Below are 23,224 nucleotides of genomic sequence, written 5' to 3'. Positions count from 1 at the left end.
CCACACTGAGTCATCACTGAACGAGCACTGAACAATCACTGAACAAGCACTGAACAAACAATGTTAAAAGGTAGAATTTGATAGCTCGCTCATCCCCGTTTGGCTACACGGCATCCCGCTCTCCGTTTGATTGACGGGCAGAAAGAAAAATACGTGCGACAAGACAGAAAAATGCGATGGAAATATGGACTGCACAGGTCCTATAGGAGATGCTCAGGTGATAAAAAACTGCTGAGCGACAGTCTCCATAAAAATTAGCTGATTATAGGGATTGAAATTTTGCGATAAAACAAGATCTTTGTCTATACCAAAGTCAAAAAATTCTTTGTCAGCAAATTTGTGAGCCGGCGGGGGACTTTAGATTACTTTAAGCATAAAGCATGGAAATAGCCAATCTTATCAAACAGGATATTGAGTCAATCTTACAGATTGAATCTCAAGACATCAAACAGTTGGTCGAGGACTATCGCGAAGACTTAATGGATTCGGAAACCTATGACGCCATTGATGCGTACAATATGCTCTATTCGAATATTTATGAAATGTCCGAGGAAGAATACCTCGATGCTTTTCGCACGTTGGGAGAGGCCTATCCGAACTTTGGCAAGGCCGATGAAAATGACGTCCAAAAATCAATCGCTGAATTGAAACGATTAAAACATGCCTTTAATGAACTACAACTCCATACTACAGAAGGCAAACAGCTGCTCGCACTACAATTAGCCGTTTTGGAACTAGATATTCAGGTCTATCGAAAGCTTACCTTGTCGCCGACTACAATGGAGATACAAGCTGAAATCAATTTATTGGAATCCGAATCGTTTGGGTTAACCAATCAGATCAATCAGTTTTTAGAGCTATACCACGATTAGTCATGCGATCATTTTATACCATGAATCGCTTAGGGTTAAAAATAGGTCTTTGCATGCTTTGCTTACTAGCCGGTCTGGCAACATCGTTATTTGCCTACCAAAACAAGATCGTTTTTCAGTCACAGCAGCAGCCGGGGAGCAGAATACCCTTTTACATCACAGAGCAAGGAACACTTTGTTATAATTTGCATGCAGACAAGTTGGGCGTATACGCCATACAGATCAATCTCAACAGGCTCTTTCCCACCGCAACGACAGCGCATCTTCGTTCAAAACATTATGAATTATCAGACAGTACAATAACAATAATCAACTATGCTGAACCAGCTATCTCTATCAACTATAGGATTGCTAACAACACCTTTGTAATAGCCAAATCCTCCAATTGGCTCGCGGACTATCAACCCGAATTTCAATTTATCGCTTTGGACAGCCTCAGATACATGGAGAATTTATTCGACACGAACGATCTGAGCGGCCTCATGCAACTGGAGGTAGCCAAGCTCCCTTTTGAAAATATACTTTTATTTTTTAGTCAGCTGCATGGATTTTCCACAGTAGAGGAATTTAGCAGCAATGCCATTCATCGGATTTTAGAAAAGGGACAGTACGCTATCGCCAAACAGTTTCACCATTTATTTCTAGCTAAAAACAGACAATTCAATGATTTCGAAATCCTGAAGATAGCAATAGAAAAAAACGACATGGATTTTATCCGTAAAACTTGTTTAAATAGCCTGAACCGACTGGGTATTGATGAAATTAAAGCTGATTATAGCTTTACACAATGCACATTACTTGGAAAAGCTATCTTAATAAAAAACAAAATAATCGTAGATTATCTTTTGCAGAACGGTGCAAACACGGAGAAAGTATACCAATATGAATCCGACGTATTATCTGCTTTTCAACTTGCCGAAAGGACCAAGTCAAAGAAAATCATGAAACTATTTCAATAAGTCATCAATAAAACAATGAAAAAGACATTTATATACCTGCTATCGCTGATTAGCTTGATGTTAGTCACACTGATCTTTGCTGAGCCAATACATGCTCAACCAAAAAAAGTGGCCCCCAAACACGCAAAAGATAATGCGAAATTGCCCCCACTCAAAGATGGTGATATGATCTTTCAGTCTTCCATTTCACCGCAATGTAAAGCGATCCAATTAGCGACGCGTTCTCCGTATTCCCATTGTGGGATTATTTTTTATGAGAACGGTAATCCTTATGTACTGGAAGCCGTACAGCCCGTAACTGTAACTAAGTTAGAACACTGGATTGCGCGAGGGGAAAAGCAGCATTACGCGGTCAAGCGCCTCAAAAATGCAGATCAGGTACTGACCAATTCGACGCTGGCCAAAATGAAATCAATCGGCAAAAATTTTCTCGGAAAAAATTACGATGCTACATTCGAATGGTCGGACGATAAAATATATTGTTCGGAATTGATCTGGAAAATATACCAACGTGGAGCAGGCATCGAAGTTGGGAAGCTGGAAAAGCTGAAAGATTTTGACCTAAGCAGCCCCGAAGTAAAAACCAAATTGAAAGAGCGTTACGGCAACAGCGTCCCGCTAAATGAAACGGTCATATCACCAGCTTCGATTTTTAATAGTGCGTTATTGATCACGATTGCGAATACGTATTAAGCATACCTACATAGTTTTTTATTTTTGAAGCAGAACCGTCTTGCCGCCGTTTAATTTACTTTCTTCGGCGGCGTCTATAAATGCGCATATTGCCAGGGTTTCCTTTTCGTCAACCGGACTTACACCCGTTTCGAAAAATGGAAGGATCTTATCCAACAAGGGACCGTATCCCATAAATTGCCCCAAATGGACAATCTGATCTTTCAAAAAAACCGTTCCACCAAAATCATCCTTCCCCTCACGAATGCCCCGAAGTGAGGCAATTCTTCCATCCGCCCAGTTCCCAACATAAAACGAGGTACCCTGTTCCTGAACAGTCTTTACCGAAAGACACCCCGATCCCATCAACGCAAATAACATTTCAACGCCATGAATGCCGTACCAATATAAATCCTTATGTGAAGGTTCCGTTACTGCCGGACAATAGACATCTGCTCCGATAACCTTAGTCCTATCCACTTCCTGAAGACCGGTAATATAACGCAAGGAGCTTGACGAAAAAATAGGGCAACCATACTTTCTTGCAGCTTCAAAAATTTTGAAAGCGTCCGCATAGGAATTCGCTATTGGTTTGTCAATAAATAAAGGTTTCTTTGCTTTAATCACTTGAAGTGCCTGTTCCAAATGGAGATTTCCATCATTTGTCTCCAAAAGTACATAATCTACTTTCTTCAATAGTTCGGCAATACTTGATACGATCGAAACCCCGAGCTGTTGCACTTCCGCTGTAATTTTCGGAATACGCTCGATACTTAAAGGGATCGTTTTGCTTCCATAGGGGTAAGCCGCAGTAACCCTGAATTTTCCATAGGGATGATTGCTGGCAGCCGTATTAATCGCTCTTGTAAAAGCAACAGCGTGCGTAATATCCAGTCCAATGATCCCTATTTTTTTTACCTTCTCTTGCCTCGAGGACAGCTTGTTATTCGCATTAACGGCATAGGATAGTCCAAATGCAAAAGAGGACATCAAGAATTTCTTTCTATTCATTTGATTCATTCAAAAGAGAAATAGCTGCATTGACCAAAACAGCCATGGATGTTTCGAAAGCCTTTTCATCCAGATTGAACTGTGGATTGTGAAGACCATATTGCGTGGTGGAATCGTCGTTATTTGTCCCAATCAACATGAACAACGCCGGATAACGATAAGAATAATAAGCAAAATCCTCGGCCGCCATCCAGATTTCGAGATCTTGTGGCACACTATTCCCCATCGTTTCCGCAATAATTGTTTTGACTTTTTGCGTTAATGCGGGATCGTTATAAAGTGCGGGGTAACCATGCCGTACTTCAACTTCCACCTTTGCACCCAGCGATACGGGAAGCGTTGCCGCTATTTCAGCAACCATTTCCAGCGCCTCCTTGCGCCATACCTCATCCATGGTACGAAATGTTCCGGCTAATTTGACTTCCTCGGGAATAACATTGGCAGCACCATCCCCAATGAAACGACCAAAGGTCAATACAGACGGCACATCGGGGTTGGCTTTCCGGCTGACAACTTGCTGTAAGGTGGTGAGTAACTGCGCGCCGATCATAATGGGATCAACAGCCCGATGTGGCTCCGCAGCGTGGCCACCACGTCCCTTAATGGTGAAATAGAACTCGTCGCTCGAGGCCATAAATCGTCCCGAACGTAAACCGACTTTTCCTACAGAAACACGGGGACTTACATGTAACCCCAGCACAGCTTTAATCGTTCCACCAAAAGATTCCAGAATCCCGGATTCCAAAACCTGAATCGCTCCGCCCGGAATCTTTTCCTCAGCAGGCTGAAATAGTAGTATAATTTTACCAGAAAACTCCGTTTTATAATCATTTAATATGGACGCCGCCCCCAAGAGATTAGCCGTATGAAAATCATGGCCACAAGCATGCATGACACCGCTATTCCTCGATTTATAGTCCACATCATTTTGCTCATGTATCGGCAAAGCATCAATATCAGCCCGTAATACCACAATATCATCGCTCGCCGATTTTTGTCCGGTCAGTACAGCCACAACACCTGTCTGAGCGACAAGCTCGAATGGTATACCCAGTTCGCGAAGTTGTTGCTGAATATAGGCACTTGTCTCGTATTCTTGAAAAGACAATTCAGGATGCTGATGGATATGTCGGCGCATTGCAACGATTTTTGGAAAAACAGTCGCTATCTTGGCATTTAATTCTTTCAATATTGGGTCGATCATCTGGATAAGTTTTAAGAGTATAACAGGTCAACAAGTTAAGCTAAAAATAACGTACATAAAAATAAAGCACCAACACCGTTATAATAATCCACCATAAGGTCGGATTTCGAAAACCACGGTAAGCGGCTTTATCCTGATCCGGTACCTGAAAAGAATCGCCCGTCAACACCAGATTTTTTAATCTTGCTTCGGCGACCGCTGGTGTCAACAAACTGACCACAGCACAAGCAAGCATACAAGTCCAGAATACAATGCCTGTTCTATTAAAAAACGGCATTTCAGGTAAGGTGTATTCCAAAAGTAAAGAAAGGGGAATTGTCAGTAAACCTGCTGTTAAAGCACCCTGAGATGTGGTTCTTTTCCAAAATACCCCCATTAAAAACATTGTTGCGATGCCTGGCGTGAAAAGACCATACAGATTCATCAAATAAAGGAAAACCGGCTTATCCGAATAACTGATCAGTACAACCGCACTCATGGAACCCGCAAACTTCAGTAATTATTTCAAAAAACATGCGGGTATACCACCTTTAGCCTACCGCAATAAGCCTGTTTGATTTTCACAATAATTTGTTTGAATTCTATATCTTTCGAAACAGGCAATGAAGCTACTTTTGTCCACATCATATTTAGCAGGTCAAAGAGAAAAAAGTGGCTGGCTGCATGAACGTCCATAGAGACGCGAAATTTAAAAAATTAAAGGATGGAAAAAAACACTAAACCACAGCAATCTTTTATCCCGACGATACTAGCATTTGCACTTGTTCCAATTACGGGACTTGCGACCGATATTTATCTTCCGTCGATGCCACAAATGGCTCAGGAGCTTGGCTTGAATGAAAGCAAAATCCAGCTAACCCTTTCGCTTTTTCTAATCAGCTATGGTGTTGCTCAGTTCTTTACAGGAGCGTTGGTTGACGCTTGGGGAAGATATCGCATCAACCTGATATCACTTTTCCTTTTCATTGTCAGTTTCTGGATTACAGCAAGCACGCAAGATATTTGGGTTATTTACCTGATGCGTATTCTACAGGGCATCTTATCGGCATTTGTGGTCATCTCAAAAAGAGCCTATTTTGTGGATGTCTACGAAGGTGAACAGCGCAAGCACTACCTCAGCATTATGACCATCGTCTGGTCGATCGGTCCGATTGTCGCTCCTTTTATTGGCGGCTACCTTCAGACACAATTTGGTTGGCGTTCTAACTTTATGGTTCTGGCCGTTTACAGTGCTGTACTTTTCATCCTTGAACTGATCTTTTCTGGCGAAACAATCAAACAGAAGAAACCTCTCCATATCAACTACCTGATTGGCGAATTTAAAATGATGCTTAAAAGCAATGATTTTACCTTCGGTATAGTCATGTGCGGTATATCCTACGGTCTTGTCATGTTCTACAACCTCAGCGGTCCCTTTTTTATTGAACACCAGCTGGGCTATGGCGCAATCACAACCGGTTATACCTCGCTAATTATGGGCTTAGCTTGGATGTGTGGTGGTTTTATTGGTAAAGCCCTTATTAAAAGAGCCTTGGTTCCGAAGTTGAGAATCGCCAACTTCATTCAGATCAGCCTGATTGTATGTATGCTCTTGGTTTCACCTTACCTGTCAAATCTCTATACATTGACATTTTTCGCATTTGCTGTACATTGTACAGCAGGATTTATTTTTAACAATTATTTCAGCTACTGTTTAGGGAGGTTTCCATTGTCGGCAGGTATCGCCGGCGGATTGGTTGGCGGAATTACCTACCTGCTGACCTCTTCACTCAGTTACATCACGGTAAGCTTGGTAAACCCTTCTTCGCAGTTTCAGATTGGATTAGGTTATGGCATATTTGCGCTGTTGGGATTGACCACTTTATACGTTATTCATAAGTTGGTCAAAAGCGTATAAGCTATGGGCAGGTTCTTTCAGCGACAGGGCAATATTAACCTGTAGCTGGACAGCTACAAAACTATACTTAAAAGTTGAATTATTTTTAAAATAGTATTAAAAACAACTATATTTGTTGCATCATAATTTAGGTTTATAATTGGTTATTTAAGGTTTTCATTCTCCCCGTTTGAAAACCTTTTTTTTTGACCGAAAAAAAATTCAGTCTGCTGTCCTCGCTGCTGCTGACCAAATCACGAAAACCCTTGCTTATTTTTCTAAATTGCTACTTTCCTTTACACCGAATTTTTCAACATAGGTACGTGGACTCTCCTTATAGAATTTCTTAAATGATTTGCTAAAATACTTTGGATCATTGAACCCGACCTGATAAGCCACCTCGCTGATACTCAAACCTGTATCGTTCACCAAAATATAGGCTGCTTTCTTGAGACGGACCATATTAATAAATTCAACCAGATTCAGTCCCGTTTGCTGCTTAATCTTGCGGTACAAAACAGAGCGGCTCACACCGATGGCTTTTGTAAGATCAAGCACGCCAAAATCTTCGCAGCCCAGATTTTCTTCAACAATCTTCAACACCTGATCCAAGAAACGAGTTCTTTCGGGCAGATCTGTTCCCTGCGCTCCAAGAAGATAATGCTGTACAAATTTTTCCTCCAACCTTTTCCGCGTCTGTAAGATGTTAGAAATTTTCTGAATGAGGTGCGGCATACTGAAGGGCTTGGTAATGTAATCATCTGTACCGATTTCAAATGCCTCTGTGATATAAGGATCAGCTGTGCGGGCTGTCAAAAGAATCACCGGAATATGATTTGAACTGCTATCATTTTTAATCTGCTGCAAAAGTGTGATTCCGTCACAGTTGGGCATCGTTACATCCGAAATGATAATATCGGGCTGTTTTGTTTGCACCAATTCCAGGGCCTCAATACCATCGTTGGCTTCCAAAACAATATATTTTTTTCGTAAATTTTCACATATAAAACAACGTAGCTCCACATTGTCCTCGGCAACAAGTATGATGGGTTTATCTTCCTCCGCCGCAGGACGCTCAATTGCTGTTTTTGTAGTATCCACATAGGGCATACCGGCATCTGCTGGGTCAGCGCATATCATCCCTGGAGTATCCGTTAAGACCGGTAGCTCTTCGATGACGACAGCGCTCTGGGGCAGGCTGATCCGAAATACCGTATTGTAGTCTGTCGTTTCCTGTGCCATATTGCTTTCAACAGTGAGTTTCCCGCCGTGCAACTGGACAATGGAACGGCAAAGTGCCAAACCTATTCCACCGTTGGTAGCCGACAAGCCTTTTGTATTGGCCTGATAAAATTGTTCAAATACAAAAGGAATATCTTTGGGTGGGATTCCACGCCCGGAATCCCAAACGGAAACAAGCAATTTCTCCAACTCACCTTCCACTTCTAGCTCAACCTGTATCTTTATTTTACCTCCCTTATCCGTAAATTTAAACGCATTATAAATCAAATTGACAAGGACTTTTTCAAATTGTTCCGGATCGAAACCTGCAACGTAATTAGGACTTACCTTATTATCCAGAAAAAACTGAATATTATTTTTTTCGGCAATAAAGTGAAAATTCTGGCGAATGTTTTCCAAATACGTAGCAAGATGAACCTTTTGGCAAAACAATTTCATCTTTCCGCCTTCATGTTTTCTGAAATCAAGCAGCTGATTGACCAGATTCATCAACCGATCGGCATTTCTCGTCGCATAACCAAGGTGCTCCTGTGCATACGCTGAAAGCGATCGGTCGCCTTTTAATTGATTTAACGGCCCGATAATTAATGACAATGGCGTACGGAATTCATGGGAGATATTGGTAAAGAAATTCAGTTTTGCTTCATGGAGCTCCTCCTGTTTTTCCGAATCTATTTGCCGAATCAAAAGGTCCTGTTTCAATTTATTCCGGCCGTGGAAAAATCGGATAACCAAAAAACCGGCCGCAGCAAAAAGAAGAAAATAGCCGCTATAGGCCCACCATGTCTTCCAGGGTGCTGGCAGCACTTTAATCTTCAAAACCGTTGCCTTTTCGTTCCATACCCCATCGTTGTTAGCCCCCTTTACCCAAAGCTCGTAGGTACCAGGGTCTAAATTGGTATACGTAGCCACGGGATTGCTCACATAATTCCAGTCTTGATCAAAACCTTTCAGATAATACGCGTATTGATTTTTCTCCGGATGGACATAATTAAACACACTGAATTCGAGACTAAAAACATTTTGATTATGATCAAGTATCAATTCATCCATCATGGATATATCTTTGGGAATAACAGCATCAATACCTGGGAGAACTGTTTTATTGAATAATTTCAGCTCTGTAAACTGAATGGGGGGAATATAATTATTGACACTTAAACTATCCGGATTAAATAGGGTGAAGCCGGAGAAACTTCCAAAGGCAAGTTTTCCGTCCCGCAACATTGCTGCTGCATTTTGAATATATTCGTTGCCAGGAAGACCATCGGTCTTCGTATAGGTGCGTACATGACCCGATAGGGGGTCGAAACAAGAAATCCCTGTATTTGTACTCAACCACAATTTGTTTTTCAGATCGCTCAACATCGCAAAAACATTGTTGATCGGCAATCCATTTCGTTCATTGAACCTTTTGAACGCTTTCTTCTCCGGAAGATAGCGATTGAGCCCGCCCATATAGGTACCGATCCAAATCTGTCCTTTTCGATCTTCATGGATACTCACAATATCATTTCCGCTAATTGAAAGAGAATCTTTCTTGTCATTTAGAAAGGAAACAAATTTATCGGTACCGGCTAGTTTTAGATTTAACCCATTGGAAGTACCGATCCATAGATTACCTTTTGAATCCTCTAGCAAAGCGCGCACCATATTGGAGCTCAATTGCTTTCCTGCAACATCAAATGTCTGGAAAGATCCCACTTTCTGGTTTTTACGAAGCACCTGTAGTCCGCCACCGAACGTGCCAATCCAAATATCGCCATTGCGATCCTCTAAGATTGCATAGACATTATTGTTTGCCAGGCCATTACTTACATTGGGATCGAAACGAAAATGTTCATAGCCTTGTTGCCCCTTTCGTCTTAAATTCAATCCACCGTCATAGGTACCTACCCATAAGTTCCCTCCCTTATCTAGACAGATGGACTTCACATTGTTATGACTTAGGCCATTCAGGTTATTTTTATCGTGACGTTCACTAAAAAACGAATTCGTACGCCGATTAAAATAATTCAATCCTCCACCCTCAGTTCCGATTACAAGTTCTCCCATTCCATTTTCAACAAAAGCGCTCACCACATTGTAACTTAAGCTATTGCGTTTAGCTTGATGGGTAAAATTCTGAAAATTGGGAATATCCTTGTCATAGATATTGACCCCTCCAAAATAGGTTCCGATCCAAATAGATCCCCTCTTATCTTGAAATATAGGACGAATGGAATTATTGCTTAAGCTATTGGGATTTCCATCGTCTGCCTGAATAAAAAGCAGTTTTCCATTTTGATAAACATATAGGCCATTGAATGTTCCGATCCAAATCTTTCCATCAACTGTTTTTTTTAAGGACCGTACATCTTGACTGGCCAAACCTGTATGATTGCCCGCTTCAGTTAACGAGGATATTTCGCCTGTATGCTCATTGATAATCCGAATCCCATTATATTTCGTGCCTACCCAGAATATACCTGGACTAACCTCCAATACGGCCTGAAACCGTTGATTAACTTTATTATCTACTGATTTCTCTTTGAAGTAAGTCCGTAGAACCTTTAAACTATTTCCATCTTTCGATGCGGCCTGCATGAGTACAATGGCATCATCAGTACAAAACCACAATCGCTTTCTGCGATCCTCATACACGGTTCGAAAATTACGATAGTATTCTTTTCCCTGGCTTCTTTCAACGGTAATCTCATTGAAGACCAATTCCGCTTCGAGATGCCGGCCCTCTTTAATCTTATACAAGCCTATATTTGTCGCAATCCAAATCTTGCCCTTGGAATCCTGAAAAATCTGATGAACGTTGACATCCATTTTTCCACTGCTACTCTCCACAGTAGGTAAGGGTATACGGATGAAATTGTCTGACGCACGATTGTATAAATTCAGTCCTGTCATTGTCCCTATCCAAAGCCGCCTTTTGTTATCTTCCGTAATCGTTTGAATAAAGTTGTGCTCTAAGGAAAGGCTATCTTGTGGATTGCTGCGGTAAATCGTAAACTTTCTGGCGTCGTACTTATTTAAGCCATCACGGGTACCGATCCACATAAAACCCAAATAATCTTGAGCAATAGCGAAAACGCTGCCCTGAGACAAACCTTCATTGACATCCAAGTGTAAAAAACGATAGTTTTTTTCCTGCGCATGCAAAACAGAAATTAACGCTAAAGCACAGCAAAAACAGCGCACAAAAACACGTAGTGGCATCATAAGGTATATAATTGAAATGGATGATAAAAATAATCATTCCATTGAATAAACACGAACAAGAATCACTTTAATCGATCTTTTAATTGTTGCTCATAAAGCGAGCCGATCGACATTATCCGGTTTTGATTTTCCCAATAACCAGCGTTTCTATTTTTCAATCTTCCAGCTACTTTCTCTCCCTTTACGCCTATGGCAAAATTTTGCCCAGAAGTCCAGGGCTGTTGTACTGCAGCACTTTTGACCGTACAATTCCATAAGACTTGTGTCACCCCAGCCCAACCGTGTCCACTCCCCCAATTACCCCGATCCTGCACATTAATTTCACCATCCGTTACGATTTGATCGTATAAGGTTCCAACAGCCCATCGATGATGTGGACCAATATCCGCATGTGTTCGTTCCGCGCTAGAAAGGCTAAAAACGTTCGGACCGAGGGTCCTGGCCCCTGTTACGTAATCATGACGACCTTGCGTCGTATAAAGTTCTTTAAATAAATTAAGCTGACCGTCATTATTGAACGAATACCTCCGCCCGCCTGTAATTTGAGATTTTCCATCCAGACACCGCGACTTCATTACTGTAATCTGTTTGGCAAAAGCACCAAGACTCACCGCCGCATAGCCAAAATAACGCGCGGTGATATTGCGCACCCAACCATTCGTTATTTTATCCATATCAATTGCAATCCAGCCGTGATTTTCGTCCGTATCACTTACAAAATCAGACTCGAACCGTATATTTTCGATCCCAACTTCACTTATACGCCCGTCGAAGGTGTAGGGAATGACGGCCACTTTTGCGTACCTCGGATCAATCGCCATCACCAGGGGATTATCAAAAAATACAGAGTCACCTCGAATGGCTAAAATAGTACGTTCAAAATTTAGCTTGTATTCCCGCGCTGTCCACTGTTTCGTCCCTTCTCTTTTTTCAATCTGGTTCATTCGAAGCGCTTCAATCCAGGCATCGTTCATTTCATACGAGAGGAGGACCTGCTCGCCCACTCTCCATTCCTTCGGACGATCGACCAGAACATAGTTAGCCCCTACAGGTCCATAGCCAGGCTTAACAAACTGTTGTCTAGCCTGATCCACTGTATAATTACCCGTACCGGAAACTTTCAATAAGCTCCGTTGGTGCTGGCCTGCTGCTTTAAGCAGGGTTTGTCCTTCGGCATCCCCCTCACCTCTCAACACCACACCGCTGGCATGAATTTCCAAACTCCCAGGTATAGTGTATAGGCCTTTTTTTAACAAAACAGCACCTCTATAACCGTTTTTATCAGGTGGTTTTGCTGCTACGGCATCGATAGCCTGCTGTATAATTTGCTGATCATCGCCATTTACGCTGGGTTTTACCGTAACCACGACAGGAACATTGGGCAGCTTTTGATCACCTTGATGATAGCCCACATGGCTAAAGTCGGGGATGACGTTTCCTTGTGCATCCGGAAAATAGATCAATTGTCCCGTAGGATTTTTCCGGACCAGATCCGATTGCACTTTTCCGGACTGCAGCTCTTCTTGTCGATGCAGTGCTTCCAAGAAATAATAATCGGCGTAACTCAAAGGTTTATCCACTTCGGTATTGGAAGGTTTCGATCCCGTACTGTGTAATAATATAAAACCGCGATTTTTATTTGGTGGCGACATGTAATGGTCTATCAAGTTAGCCAATATGGTCTGTGCTTTTGCACGATAATCTTTCCCTTGGTTGCTATACGTGCTTAATTCCAACAGCCCCGATGCAATGACTGTCGCTGCCGACACGTCCCGTGGTTCATTTGGTATATGAGGTGCATCGAAATCCCAATAAGGGATCAAGTCTTTCGGCATATTAGGATGTGTAAACAGCCAATGCGCAACTTTTTCGGCTTGCTGCAGATATTTCGGATCGCCGGTTTCTCTGTAACACATCGTATAGCCATAGAGTGCCCAGGCCTCACCCCGCGACCAGGTCGATTCGTCACTTAAGCCCTGATGGGTGTTTTTATGCTGCACAGCTCCTGTTTTCGGGTTGTAGTCTATCACATGATAAGTGCTGTAATCCGGTCTAAAATGATTTTTTAGCGTTGTGTTGGCGTGGCTCACCGCGATCTGATAATAAGTAGAGTCTCCAGTGAGTTTGGTTGCTTCAAACAGCAATTCTAGATTGAGCATGTTATCAATGATAACCGGAAAGTCCCAGCGGTGGCTATTGTGGTCCCACGAACGTATACAACCGACTGTTGGATTGAAGCGGGTTGCCAGCGTTTTGGCTGCCTGTACAAGCACCTCCCGGTACTGTGGATCTGCAGTTAAGCGATAACCATTTCCAACGCTACAGTAGATCTTAAAGCCCATATCATGGGTCTTACCATTAAATTGCTCCGCCTCGATCGACCTTGTTGTTTCCGAAGCGAGATCCTTCCATTGTTGTTTTCCCGACTTTTCGTAGAGAAACCATAGGACGCCAGGAAAAAAACCACTGGTCCAGTCCGCCCTTTTCACAGCAACCAGTTCGTTATCTGTGGAAAGCGTACGTGGCGAAACCAAGGATGAATCCCTTTTTTTCAAGAGCTGCAATTCTTTATAAAGTAGTTGAGCTTGTTGATCTGCAAGGCCCCACGCTTTTTGCAGCTGCCTGGTACTCTGTGCCTCAACGTGTTGAAAAGCGCACAGAATTCCCGTCAAAAATAGTGCTTTGGCAATAGATGGCCTTTTTAAATTTCGAAAGCGCAAAAAGAGGGTATATCTTCGCAAAGACGTCGCATTAACATTCATGTTATCTGTAGGTTTTTAAGGTGAAATGGTTAAGTTATTTTATAAAGAGCCAGGAAAATCAAAGCCATATAATCGGGTTGCGAATGGGTAAATTTCGAACAACCTCTTCTTGTTCAGGTGCATGATCAAGCTTTTTCCAAAGCTGCAGATAGTCTTTATTCTGGTAAGCTTCTGCCGAAAATACGAGTGCCGGATGCGCAATTGGCCACTGATCCCAATACATGACATCTTTCGGATACGGCCATTTTTCTTTATCTGCAATATAAGGGACCATAAAATCAACACCCGTTTTTATTGTCCGCCCATCTGACAATGTATACTGCCAAAGGGAGGTGTTGGTCTTGGACAAAATCTGGCAGATCATGGTCATCGCATCCAGATTAAACAACGCGTATCCATAAGGTTTTGTCCGCTGCAATTCTCTCGGAAAACTGCCATTAGACTCCATTTGATTCGGCAATAACACGTGCGCATAGCGATCTGCACATCTGTTGAGTAATACCGTGTCTTGCACCAAACTCGAAAATGCAGCGACCTGCATCACCCAACAGGTACCATGGTTATTGGCAGCATTCATTTCATCGATTCCATATTGATGCGTTGTAAGCCAGCGTAGATAGGTTGCAAACCAGCGATGTATGGCATCCTTAGCAGCCTGTGGAAAATTGGGGTCGTCTTCAAATATCTTTACGCCCTGTGCAACTTCCATCAGATGAATGGTATCAATAATGCCTATTCCTCGCCCTGTAAAACGCCCTTGTATAGCCTGAGCATAAAGAAGATTCGGATTCATCATCGTCTCTGCATCCACGAACCAAGCCTTTAAATGGCGAAGGGCCTGCTGTACGTATTTTTTATCCGGATTCAAACGATAGGCTGAGGCCAGTGCCCCCACGATTCGGCTGAAGCGGATCATCGCTTTACGATGTTCAACGAAATTGGCTGGATTAGTCATCCCATCCCGTTGAATATAGGGCGCAGCGGGATCTTTGGGATCGGGCCACCAATAATCACCTTCAGAATAAAAATCATGAATACCCCCGGCACTCCGAACTGCCTTATAAGCTGTCACAGTCACTGGCTTCTGCTTCATCGCCCACTTGGACTGCTTTAGGATAACAGGGCGCAGCGTCTGGATGATCTCCTGCTCAAAAACACCTTCCTTCATTTTTGCCCTCAAGAATAAAGGGAAAATTGCGATCCCAAGGAGACAGCCCATGACGCGAACAATTGATGTAAATTTCATTTTTCCTGGATTTTGATTTATAGCGGAACAATACGGTACCGTTTACCTTTTATGGTCTTAAATTGAACTTCAAACGTTTTTGGACCAGCTAAAAGGGGCAATTTGGAAGAATCAGCTACCGTATATGGAAGTTGTTCCGGTTTATATAATAGCGCATTGTCTGTGACAGCTGCCTGATTTGATTCGACACCGACAACTTTAACGGGTAAAGGTGTACGCAAACGACAAACACCACCAATATTGGACACGATCATTGCTTCGGTCAATACGTTATTTTTCCAGGCAATATCTACGGTAAAGTTTCCTCTGGCCTTAATTCCTTTTATCGTCCCAGCAGACCATTCATCAGGTAGGGCCGGTAACAAGTGGACGGCTCCATCATGACTCTGCAGCAACATTTCAGTCATTCCCGCCGTAGCACCAAAATTCCCATCTATTTGAAAAGGTGGATGTGCATCAAATAGATTCGGATAGGCTCCGCCACCGCTCATCTGCGCACGGTCCAATTTGGGATCAATAAAATTTAAGGCATCCTTGAGGATTTTATAGGCATGATTTCCATCCTGAAGCCTCGCCCACCAATTTGTCTTCCAGGCCATCGACCAGCCCGTACTCACATCGCCCCTTAAAAGCAATGAACGCTTGGAGGCCGCAGCCAAAGCCTTGTTTTCTGCAATGCTGATCTGATTGCCCGGGTATAATCCAAATAGGTGGGAAATATGCCGATGCTGGTCCTTTGGATCATCCCAATCTTTAAACCATTCCTGCAATTGTCCATATTGCCCCACCTGATAGGGATAAAGCTTTTCCTTCGCTTGTTCTAGTGCTGATTTAAATTCAGGATCAACGTTCAGTATAGCACAGGAGTGAATAACAGCTGTGAAAAACTCCCGAATGATCGCCATGTCCATGGTAGAGGCCATGGTCAATTGATATTCCTTACCTGCTATTTTAATTGTATTTTCAGGTGAAGTGGACGGATTGGTGACGAGATATTTATTTCCGGGATCCGCAATCAGCCATTGCAACATAAATTGGGCAGCCCCTTTCATCAAGGGGTAGGCCTTCTCCTTCAAGAACGTTTTGTCACCCGTAAAACGGTAGTGTTCCCATAGATGTGTGCTCAACCAGGCTCCTGCCATAGGCCATGCCGACCAGCGCGGCATTCCTTTGGGATCCCAATCGTATCCGCCCGGAGGGGAAGTTTTGGCCCATAGATCGGAATTATGATGAACAACCCAGCCCTTATCGATATTGTAATTTATCGATGCTGTTTTGGCCCCATTGATAGCCAGCTCATCCATAAAATCAAACAAGGGTTGATGACATTCTGCAAGATTGGTATTTTCCGCGAGCCAATAATTCATTTCAGTATTGATATTGGTCGTATAATTACTCCCCCAGGGCGGCTGCACATGATCATTCCAAATCCCCTGTAAATTAGCTGGTCTCCCTCCTTGTCTGGAACTGGCAATCAACAAGTACCGTCCAAAATGATAATACAGTGTCAGCAGTCCCAAATCGGCCGGTCCTTTGGAAAACTGTATGATACGTTGATCTGTAGGCAATTTATCATGCGCAGAGGTACCAGCCAGCTCAAAGGCTACTCGATTGAATAGTGCTTGATAATCTTTTTGATGATCGGAGAGTATGGTCTGAAAATTCTTTTTGGAGACAGTATGCATGCGGTTTTTTGCGAGCAGCGTGGCATCTTTACCTTCCTGACTCGGCGACTTATCAAAACCGTTAAAGCTTGTCGCTTCCGTCAAAAATAAAATCACCTCATCGGCGCCTATGATCTTAAGCTTATCCCCCTCTTTTTTTACCACACCACCGATATTCTTTACGCTTACCTGCATCGCAAAAGCCATCCCTTTTCCGCCAATACTGTCGTACACGACTTGTTGGGGTTCATAATCCCTATTGGCAACAAAACTTGGTGCTTTACCCTGCAAGGTCAGCTGATTATTCCCTTGCGCTGAAACACTGTATTTTAGCTTACTGGTTAAGGAAAGGTCGAATGTAATTGATTTTTTCTTATTTGCCTTCAACCGAACGACCAATGCTTTATCCGGAAAACTGATAAAACTTTCCCTTTGGTATTGAACGCCTTGATAGGAATAGCTGACCCGATTGATCGCTCGCTCCAGATCCAGCTCCCGTTTGTAATCTTTTATCTTTTTTTCGTCCTGGTGAAAATCCAACCATAAATCGCCCATAGGTAAATACCGGGCAGAATAAGGTCCTTGCATTTTCTTCCAAAGAACTGCTGCCTCTTCATATTTTCCAGCAAAGATGGCTTGGCGCACCTGGGGTAAAACCTGCGGGCCGTTTGCATTATTGCCCACATCGGGTTCACCCGACCATAGGGTATTATCATTAATTTGAAACCTATCTTTACTTAGCCCACCAAAGACCATCGCTCCTGTAGTGCCATTGCCTAGCGGTAGTGCCTCCTCCCAGAGCGCGGCCGGTTGATCATACCAAAGCTTGAGCTGCGGCGAATTGCCTTGTGCACGGCATGGCGCAAGCGATCCCATAAGGCCGAGCAGTAAAAAGAAGTTCAAATGATTCGTTGCTTTTAACATCTTGTGTTATTTTTCTATCGTTAACAAGGTACTTTTTGATCCTTCCATCCGGCCTGATACCACAGCGCTTCCCGAAGGCAGTCGAAGCTTAATCAATGCACGACCATTGTAGGCCTGCACTTTTTTCGACCCCGTAGAAGTGCCTTGGTCGACGATCAACTGACCATCGCCGGTCGAACCAAAATAGATCCAATCCTTTGCATCGAGACAGGGGGTATTGGTATTATCCACAATTTGAGCTTGCACAGTGATCATATCGCCTTCCGTGGCAATTTTTTCCACAAGAAGTTTTGCCGGTTTACCCCACTTTTTTGTCTGATACTGCTGTTCAATTTCATCCACGAGAATTTCCCGGCCGTTTTTCGCGACAGCTTTAATCTGATTGCTTCCTTCGTTCAGTTTCACCATCCAGCGCAAACCTGCCGCTGGAAAATCTTGGCTATTTCTTTTCTTTAGTCCTTGACTTTTGCCATTGACAAAAAGCTCAACCTCCTTGGCATTGGAATACACCTTGATCATTTTCGACTCGTCTTTTTCACCCCAACGGACCGGCCAGCTATGGCCATAAATATGCAACATTGGCTTCTCGGTCCAATACGACTGGAATACGTAGTACGATTCTTTTTTGGTAAAATCCCGTTCAACAACACCCTTCTGATTGACATAAGGCACAGGATTGTCTGGCCGGACCGGAGTTGAAAAATCTTTAAATGGCCAGTAGGCTGTTCCCGTGAGCCAAGGCATGGTTTCCTGTTCCTTTAAGTGCCAATCGATGAGATTACAGATGTAGCTTTCACTCCAATCGCCATCTTTAGAAACGCGTGCTGCTCCACCAATGAGCGACGCATCGCCTGCCCGTTCATCTGTTGTACCATCACCTTTGATTTTAGCTAGAGCACGGTCAGGGTCCTCTGCATGTCGTCTTGCATGACTATCCCCGCCCCACTCCACATGAAGGAAATGCTTTACCTTTTTCATTTCTTCCTCGGAGGCTGCTTTATAGTCGGTATAAACGCCTCTATACCAACCCGCCCAAATGGACGGAGAATAAACATCAACAATATCTTTACAGAAATCACAACGTCGTATCGCTGTTTTCCGGCTTGGGTCCAATTGATGAGCTAAGCCATTGAGTTCACTCATATAAGCTCTTATCTTCGCCTGATCAAACTCCGTAAAATCACCGGGCCAATCATTTTCGTTGCCGAGGCCCCAAATAATGACCGATGGATGATTATAATGCTGTTCAATCATATTGGTTAACATCCGTTTTCCCTGAAGCTGATAGACCTCTCCACCCAATCCACCTCTGCACCATGGAATCTCTTCCCAAACCAAAATACCCAGACTATCGCAGGCCTCAAGCACTTTACGACTCTGCTGATAATGTCCCAAGCGTATAAAGTTTACACCCATCTCTTTCATCAGGGTCATCTCCTGTAAGATCTGATCGTCAGTCATTGCTGCAGCAACTCCGGCATGGTCTTCATGACGATGGGTACCGCGAAGTAAAAGTCTTTTCCCGTTCAGCAGAAAAGGACCTTTTTCTTTAAACGCTACATGTCTAAAGCCAAAGACACTCTCTTCCTTAAATACTTGTCCATTGCTTTTGATTGTCGTAACTAAACGGTATAAAGCCGGTTGATCAGGGCTCCAAAGTTGTGGCTTCTTGACCATGAATTGTCCAAATTCAAGATTTAATACGCCCTTATTAACCTGTGGTTGCTGGGTTTGCACGATTTTTCCAGCGGGGTCGTAGAGCTGCATTTCGACTTCAAAATTAGTCTGAGCCGAAAATGGCATCAGTCGTCCACGGACGTTGGCTACCCCCTGCCTGCCATCAGCCCCTACTGACGCCTCAACAAATACACGTTCCAAGGCTGTCTGCGGAACATATTTCAGGTTTAGATGTCTGTAAATACCGCCATAGACGTTAAAATCAGACAGATTGGAGGGGATCATTTCTAAATCACGCGAATTATCCACACGAATTGAAAGCGGTATTTTACCCTTAAACTGTTTTTTAAAAGCAGCTGTTTTTTTAAACTTTTCAACCGCATCCGTAATGTCCACAGTCCATTCGTCGTATCCACCAACGTGCTCCCCAACTTTAACGGTATGGATATAAACAGCTGTCTTTTGTCCGGCTCCTTCAAAATGAAGGAGAGTGTGACCATTTAAATAGGGGTTGTCGATCTCCAGCGATTTTCTATACCAACTGGGTCCCTGATAATAATTGATAGCTGGATCAACAGCGTCCAGCGCATTATAACAATGCGGTAGATCAACCTGCTGCCACAATGGAACAGATTCGGGATTACCGACTCCCACCGGCCTTACAGCTTCCCAGATTCCACCCAGATCGCTCTTTAAGAAATCCCAGCCATGATCAATCCGCTTAACTTCCTGAGCGTGGAGCTGAGCAACTCCAAAAGTCAACAACAACGCAACTATTTTATTCAATCTACTTTTCTTCATTATGCTATTTTAGTATCTGCTTTCCATCTTATCGGCCTTACTCGTCCAAAGCTCCAGTTTTCATGTTCTTTGCTCCGGGCCCTTTTTCGCGCTTAAATTTGCCAGCCACTTCGATCTTAATCACCGTAGCAACAGAATCAATGGCCTGCTCAGGCACGGCAATCTGAATACCATTGGCATTCGATTTTACCTTTAACACTTGATTATTGGCTAAAAGACTAGCTTTTAAAACTTTATTTTCAATCGGAAGTTCAACTATTCCATTTTTTGGCCAGTCAAATACAGAGACATACAAATAAGTCCGCTTTCCATCTTCCTTTAGGGTACACCGCCCCCATTCAAATGGCTGTAAAGGACTACTCTTGGTCGCGTAGACTGCTTCACTATTGGCTTTCATCCATTTGCCAATTACAGCCAAACGTTCTATACTCTCCTGTGGAAAGGATCCATCGGGTTTTGGACCAACGTTCAACAGGTAGTTTCCACCTTTGGAAGCAATATCAACGAGATTGCGGATCAAGGTTTCGGCAGACTTCCATTTATGATCCGATGTGCGGTAGCCCCAAGTACCGTTCATGGTCATACAGGTTTCCCAATGTTTGCCTTCGAGTTCACTCCAATCTGGAATTTTTTGCTCCGGCGTTTTGGTATCGCCGGGGAAATTAGGCCGTTTCAATCGATCATTCGTGATAATATTGGGTTGTAATGCCAATTGGTCCTGAAGCATATTTGCGGCTTCGTCGGTCATATTGGTTGGCGTATCCCACCATAGCACAGCAATATCGCCATAGTTACTCAACAATTCTTTGACCTGAGGTACAGATACATTTTTAATATAGTCACTAAAACTCGCTGTTTCTTGTTTGGGATCCCAATGGCCATGATGTGCTAGCGTGTAGTCATCGATACGGGTTGAATCTGGATTAGGCCAGCCTTCTCGCATTAACTTACGAGCAGCCGACCCACCAGGGTTATTCCAATCCTGCGCCTGTGAGTAATAAAAGCCAAGCTTCAGTCCATATTTTCGGCAGGCATCGGCCAAAGGTTTCAAGACGTCTTTGCCATAGGGCGTAGCGTCCACCATATTCCACTTACTCGCTTTTGTTTCAAAGAGTGCAAAACCATCGTGGTGTTTGGCAGTGATAATCAAATATTTCATGCCCGCATCTTTCGCCATGCGTACCCATTCGTCTGGATTATAGGCGATGGGATTAAATTGTTTCGCCATGGCCTGATATTCATCAACTGGAATTTTTGATCGGTTCATAATCCATTCTGCTCCACCACGTGCCTGTTCGTGTCCCTTATAAACACCGCCGAACTGTGCATATACTCCCCAATGGATAAACATACCAAACCGGGCTTCCTCCCACCATTTCATGCGTACACTATCTGGTAAGCGATTTACTTGCGCATACAATAATCCCGTGCTCATTCCCACGATGAGGATAAGTGCCAGCAACATTTTATATATAGCTTTCATACCTAAATTTTCACAGTTCTTCATTTAGAAACCTGGTGTTTGTTTAAAATTGTCATTACCTAAACTTTTGGCCATATCTACCTCAGATTGAGGGACTGGCCATAAGGTATCTCTTGCCATAAATAACCGTGAAGCGCCATCTGGATCCTTGGTTTTATCCATCACCTCTTTGATTATCCCCCAGCGTTTCAAGTCAAAATAACGTTGACCTTCCAAAGCCAGTTCAATCCGCCGTTCATGACGGATAATATCGCGGAATTCATTTTTTGTCAAGGAACCACTAAACTGTACGAGCGGCATTTTCACATCAGCCCTAGATCTTACCTTATTTAATGCATCCACAGCTGTTTGATCAGGCCCTGCACTTTCATTCTTCGCTTCTGCATACATCAATAAAATATCGGCATAGCGCAAGAATACCCAATCCTGATCGCTTTGTGTCGCGTAACTTGTTGGCCATTTCGATTCGTTGATATACTTTCTCGGTAAAAAACCACCCAACACGCCCTCGGCAACGGGATCAAAAGCGGAAGATGCTGTAGTTCCGCGCCATACACCGCGGTACATAATTGTTGACTTCAACCGTGGATCTCTATTTTCGTAAGGATTTTTAGCATCGTAAACTGTCGATTCTTTAATATCCTTTCCATCGATGGCATAATAAGAATCAACCAGATAACCCAGCGGTTGTATGGTCTTCAGATAAGAATACATCATATCTGCCGGACTATACATATTGGGTGGTAAAAATCGAGCGGAAAACATGATTTCGGGATTATTATTTTGTCCCGGCTTTCGGAACAGATCGCGGTATCCACCCTGATAGATCGAAAACTTGTTTTCATCCATAACAATCTTCGCTGTTGCAGCTGCCTCAGCCCATTTTTTCACCGTCAACAACACCTTTGTTTTGTACCCCAGTGCAGATCCCCGCACAGCATGTCCTTTATACCCTGTATTTGGCAGTTTTTCACTCGCATAATCTAAATCTGCCAAAATCGCTTCGATAATGTTGGTTTTAGGTGTTCTACCGAGCCGAATACTCGCATCGTCCATGCCCAGAGGTTCTAAAGTCAATGGCACATCACCGTACAGATTGGTCAACAAAAAGTAGTAATGGGCGCGGATAAAACGAGCCTCTGCTTTATATCGGTCACGGTCCTGCTGGCTCATGCTTGTAATACGGTCAATATTGGCAATCAATTTATTGCATGCTGCAATGGCCTGATACGAAATCTCATAGCCCTCAGATTGCATGCCACCCGTTGTCGAGGTGATTCCGGATCGCGAAATAATATTGAAGTTATTGGAGGTACTGGACACAAAAGCATCGTCTGAAAGCCCATCCCAAAACATACTTGCTCCACCCCAACCACCACGTGCATTGGATGAAGACGTCGAATTGTATCCTCGGCAAAGAAATTCATAACAGCCCGAGAGTGCCAAATCAGCATCAGTCTGCGTTTTCCAGAAGGTTGACTCCGAAATTTTATCCGTTGGATTTTTATTTAAAAAATCTTTTGTACAGCTACCCAATGCAGCTAAGGCTGCTAAGCTTAAATATAGATATGTTTTTTTTACGCTCTTTTTCATCTGTAATTTTTTTTTAGTTACCACT

14 protein-coding genes are annotated in these 23,224 nt (G+C 43.2%); 4 read left to right on the top strand and 10 right to left on the bottom strand.

Annotated features, from left to right (window positions below; translation table 11 throughout):
• Positions 1 to 380 precede the first annotated feature (380 nt).
• The 3 genes from B3H30_RS22570 to B3H30_RS22560 are packed head-to-tail and all read left to right on the top strand — an operon-like array spanning position 381 to position 2,524.
• Positions 381 to 872, top strand: coding sequence for a hypothetical protein (locus tag B3H30_RS22570; RefSeq protein WP_070569584.1), 492 nt, complete (start codon positions 381 to 383; stop codon positions 870 to 872).
• A gap of 53 nt (positions 873 to 925) precedes the next feature.
• On the top strand, positions 926 to 1,831 hold the full coding sequence (locus B3H30_RS22565) for a hypothetical protein (RefSeq protein WP_139145083.1): 906 nt from the start codon (positions 926 to 928) through the stop codon (positions 1,829 to 1,831).
• A 15-nt stretch (positions 1,832 to 1,846) separates the two neighbouring features.
• Positions 1,847 to 2,524: a YiiX family permuted papain-like enzyme gene (locus tag B3H30_RS22560; protein ID WP_070569578.1), complete on the top strand. Its 678-nt coding sequence runs from the start codon at positions 1,847 to 1,849 to the stop codon at positions 2,522 to 2,524.
• Positions 2,525 to 2,542: 18 nt separating this feature from the next.
• Here the strand turns inward: B3H30_RS22560 and B3H30_RS22555 are convergent, their stop codons facing one another.
• The 3 genes from B3H30_RS22555 to B3H30_RS22545 are packed head-to-tail and all read right to left on the bottom strand — an operon-like array spanning position 2,543 to position 5,196.
• Positions 2,543 to 3,514, bottom strand: a complete 972-nt coding sequence (locus B3H30_RS22555; RefSeq protein WP_236560163.1) for a Gfo/Idh/MocA family protein — start codon at positions 3,512 to 3,514, stop codon at positions 2,543 to 2,545.
• On the bottom strand, positions 3,507 to 4,718 hold the full coding sequence (locus B3H30_RS22550; RefSeq protein WP_070569572.1) for a M20 metallopeptidase family protein: 1,212 nt from the start codon (positions 4,716 to 4,718) through the stop codon (positions 3,507 to 3,509). Before B3H30_RS22550 ends, B3H30_RS22555 begins: the two co-directional genes overlap by 8 nt.
• Before the next feature lie 40 nt (positions 4,719 to 4,758).
• On the bottom strand, positions 4,759 to 5,196 hold the full coding sequence (locus tag B3H30_RS22545) for a sodium:solute symporter family transporter (protein WP_070569570.1): 438 nt from the start codon (positions 5,194 to 5,196) through the stop codon (positions 4,759 to 4,761).
• Between the two features lie 225 nt (positions 5,197 to 5,421).
• On the opposite strand from B3H30_RS22545, the gene B3H30_RS22540 reads away from it, so the two are divergent.
• Complete coding sequence (locus B3H30_RS22540) at positions 5,422 to 6,615, top strand: MFS transporter (RefSeq protein ID WP_070569565.1); 1,194 nt, start codon at positions 5,422 to 5,424, stop codon at positions 6,613 to 6,615.
• 249 nt (positions 6,616 to 6,864) lie between these two features.
• On the opposite strand, the gene B3H30_RS22535 is transcribed toward B3H30_RS22540, so the two are convergent.
• The 7 genes from B3H30_RS22535 to B3H30_RS22505 form a co-directional block, all read right to left on the bottom strand.
• The gene (locus B3H30_RS22535; RefSeq protein WP_083296097.1) at positions 6,865 to 11,049 is read right to left on the bottom strand and encodes a hybrid sensor histidine kinase/response regulator transcription factor; all 4,185 of its coding nucleotides are present in this window, start codon (positions 11,047 to 11,049) and stop codon (positions 6,865 to 6,867) included.
• Positions 11,050 to 11,111: 62 nt separating this feature from the next.
• The gene (locus tag B3H30_RS24805) at positions 11,112 to 13,811 is read right to left on the bottom strand and encodes a glycoside hydrolase family 88 protein (RefSeq protein WP_349682249.1); all 2,700 of its coding nucleotides are present in this window, start codon (positions 13,809 to 13,811) and stop codon (positions 11,112 to 11,114) included.
• A 58-nt stretch (positions 13,812 to 13,869) separates the two neighbouring features.
• Positions 13,870 to 15,057, bottom strand: coding sequence for an alginate lyase family protein (locus B3H30_RS22525; RefSeq protein ID WP_070569556.1), 1,188 nt, complete (start codon positions 15,055 to 15,057; stop codon positions 13,870 to 13,872).
• 17 nt (positions 15,058 to 15,074) lie between these two features.
• Positions 15,075 to 17,645, bottom strand: a complete 2,571-nt coding sequence (locus tag B3H30_RS22520; protein WP_286710324.1) for a glycoside hydrolase family 95 protein — start codon at positions 17,643 to 17,645, stop codon at positions 15,075 to 15,077.
• Between the two features lie 6 nt (positions 17,646 to 17,651).
• Complete coding sequence (locus B3H30_RS22515; protein WP_070569553.1) at positions 17,652 to 20,123, bottom strand: glycoside hydrolase family 2 TIM barrel-domain containing protein; 2,472 nt, start codon at positions 20,121 to 20,123, stop codon at positions 17,652 to 17,654.
• Between the two features lie 37 nt (positions 20,124 to 20,160).
• On the bottom strand, positions 20,161 to 21,606 hold the full coding sequence (locus B3H30_RS22510; RefSeq protein WP_070569969.1) for an alpha-L-fucosidase: 1,446 nt from the start codon (positions 21,604 to 21,606) through the stop codon (positions 20,161 to 20,163).
• Between the two features lie 24 nt (positions 21,607 to 21,630).
• Complete coding sequence (locus tag B3H30_RS22505) at positions 21,631 to 23,199, bottom strand: RagB/SusD family nutrient uptake outer membrane protein (protein ID WP_070569550.1); 1,569 nt, start codon at positions 23,197 to 23,199, stop codon at positions 21,631 to 21,633.
• Between the last annotated feature and the right edge of the window lie 25 nt (positions 23,200 to 23,224).

Source organism: Sphingobacterium sp. UBA7038, from assembly GCF_002494055.1.
Classification (GTDB): domain Bacteria; phylum Bacteroidota; class Bacteroidia; order Sphingobacteriales; family Sphingobacteriaceae; genus Sphingobacterium; species Sphingobacterium multivorum.
The sequence above is the reverse complement of the archived record's forward strand: the minus strand, read 5'-3'. Positions and strand labels throughout refer to the sequence as shown.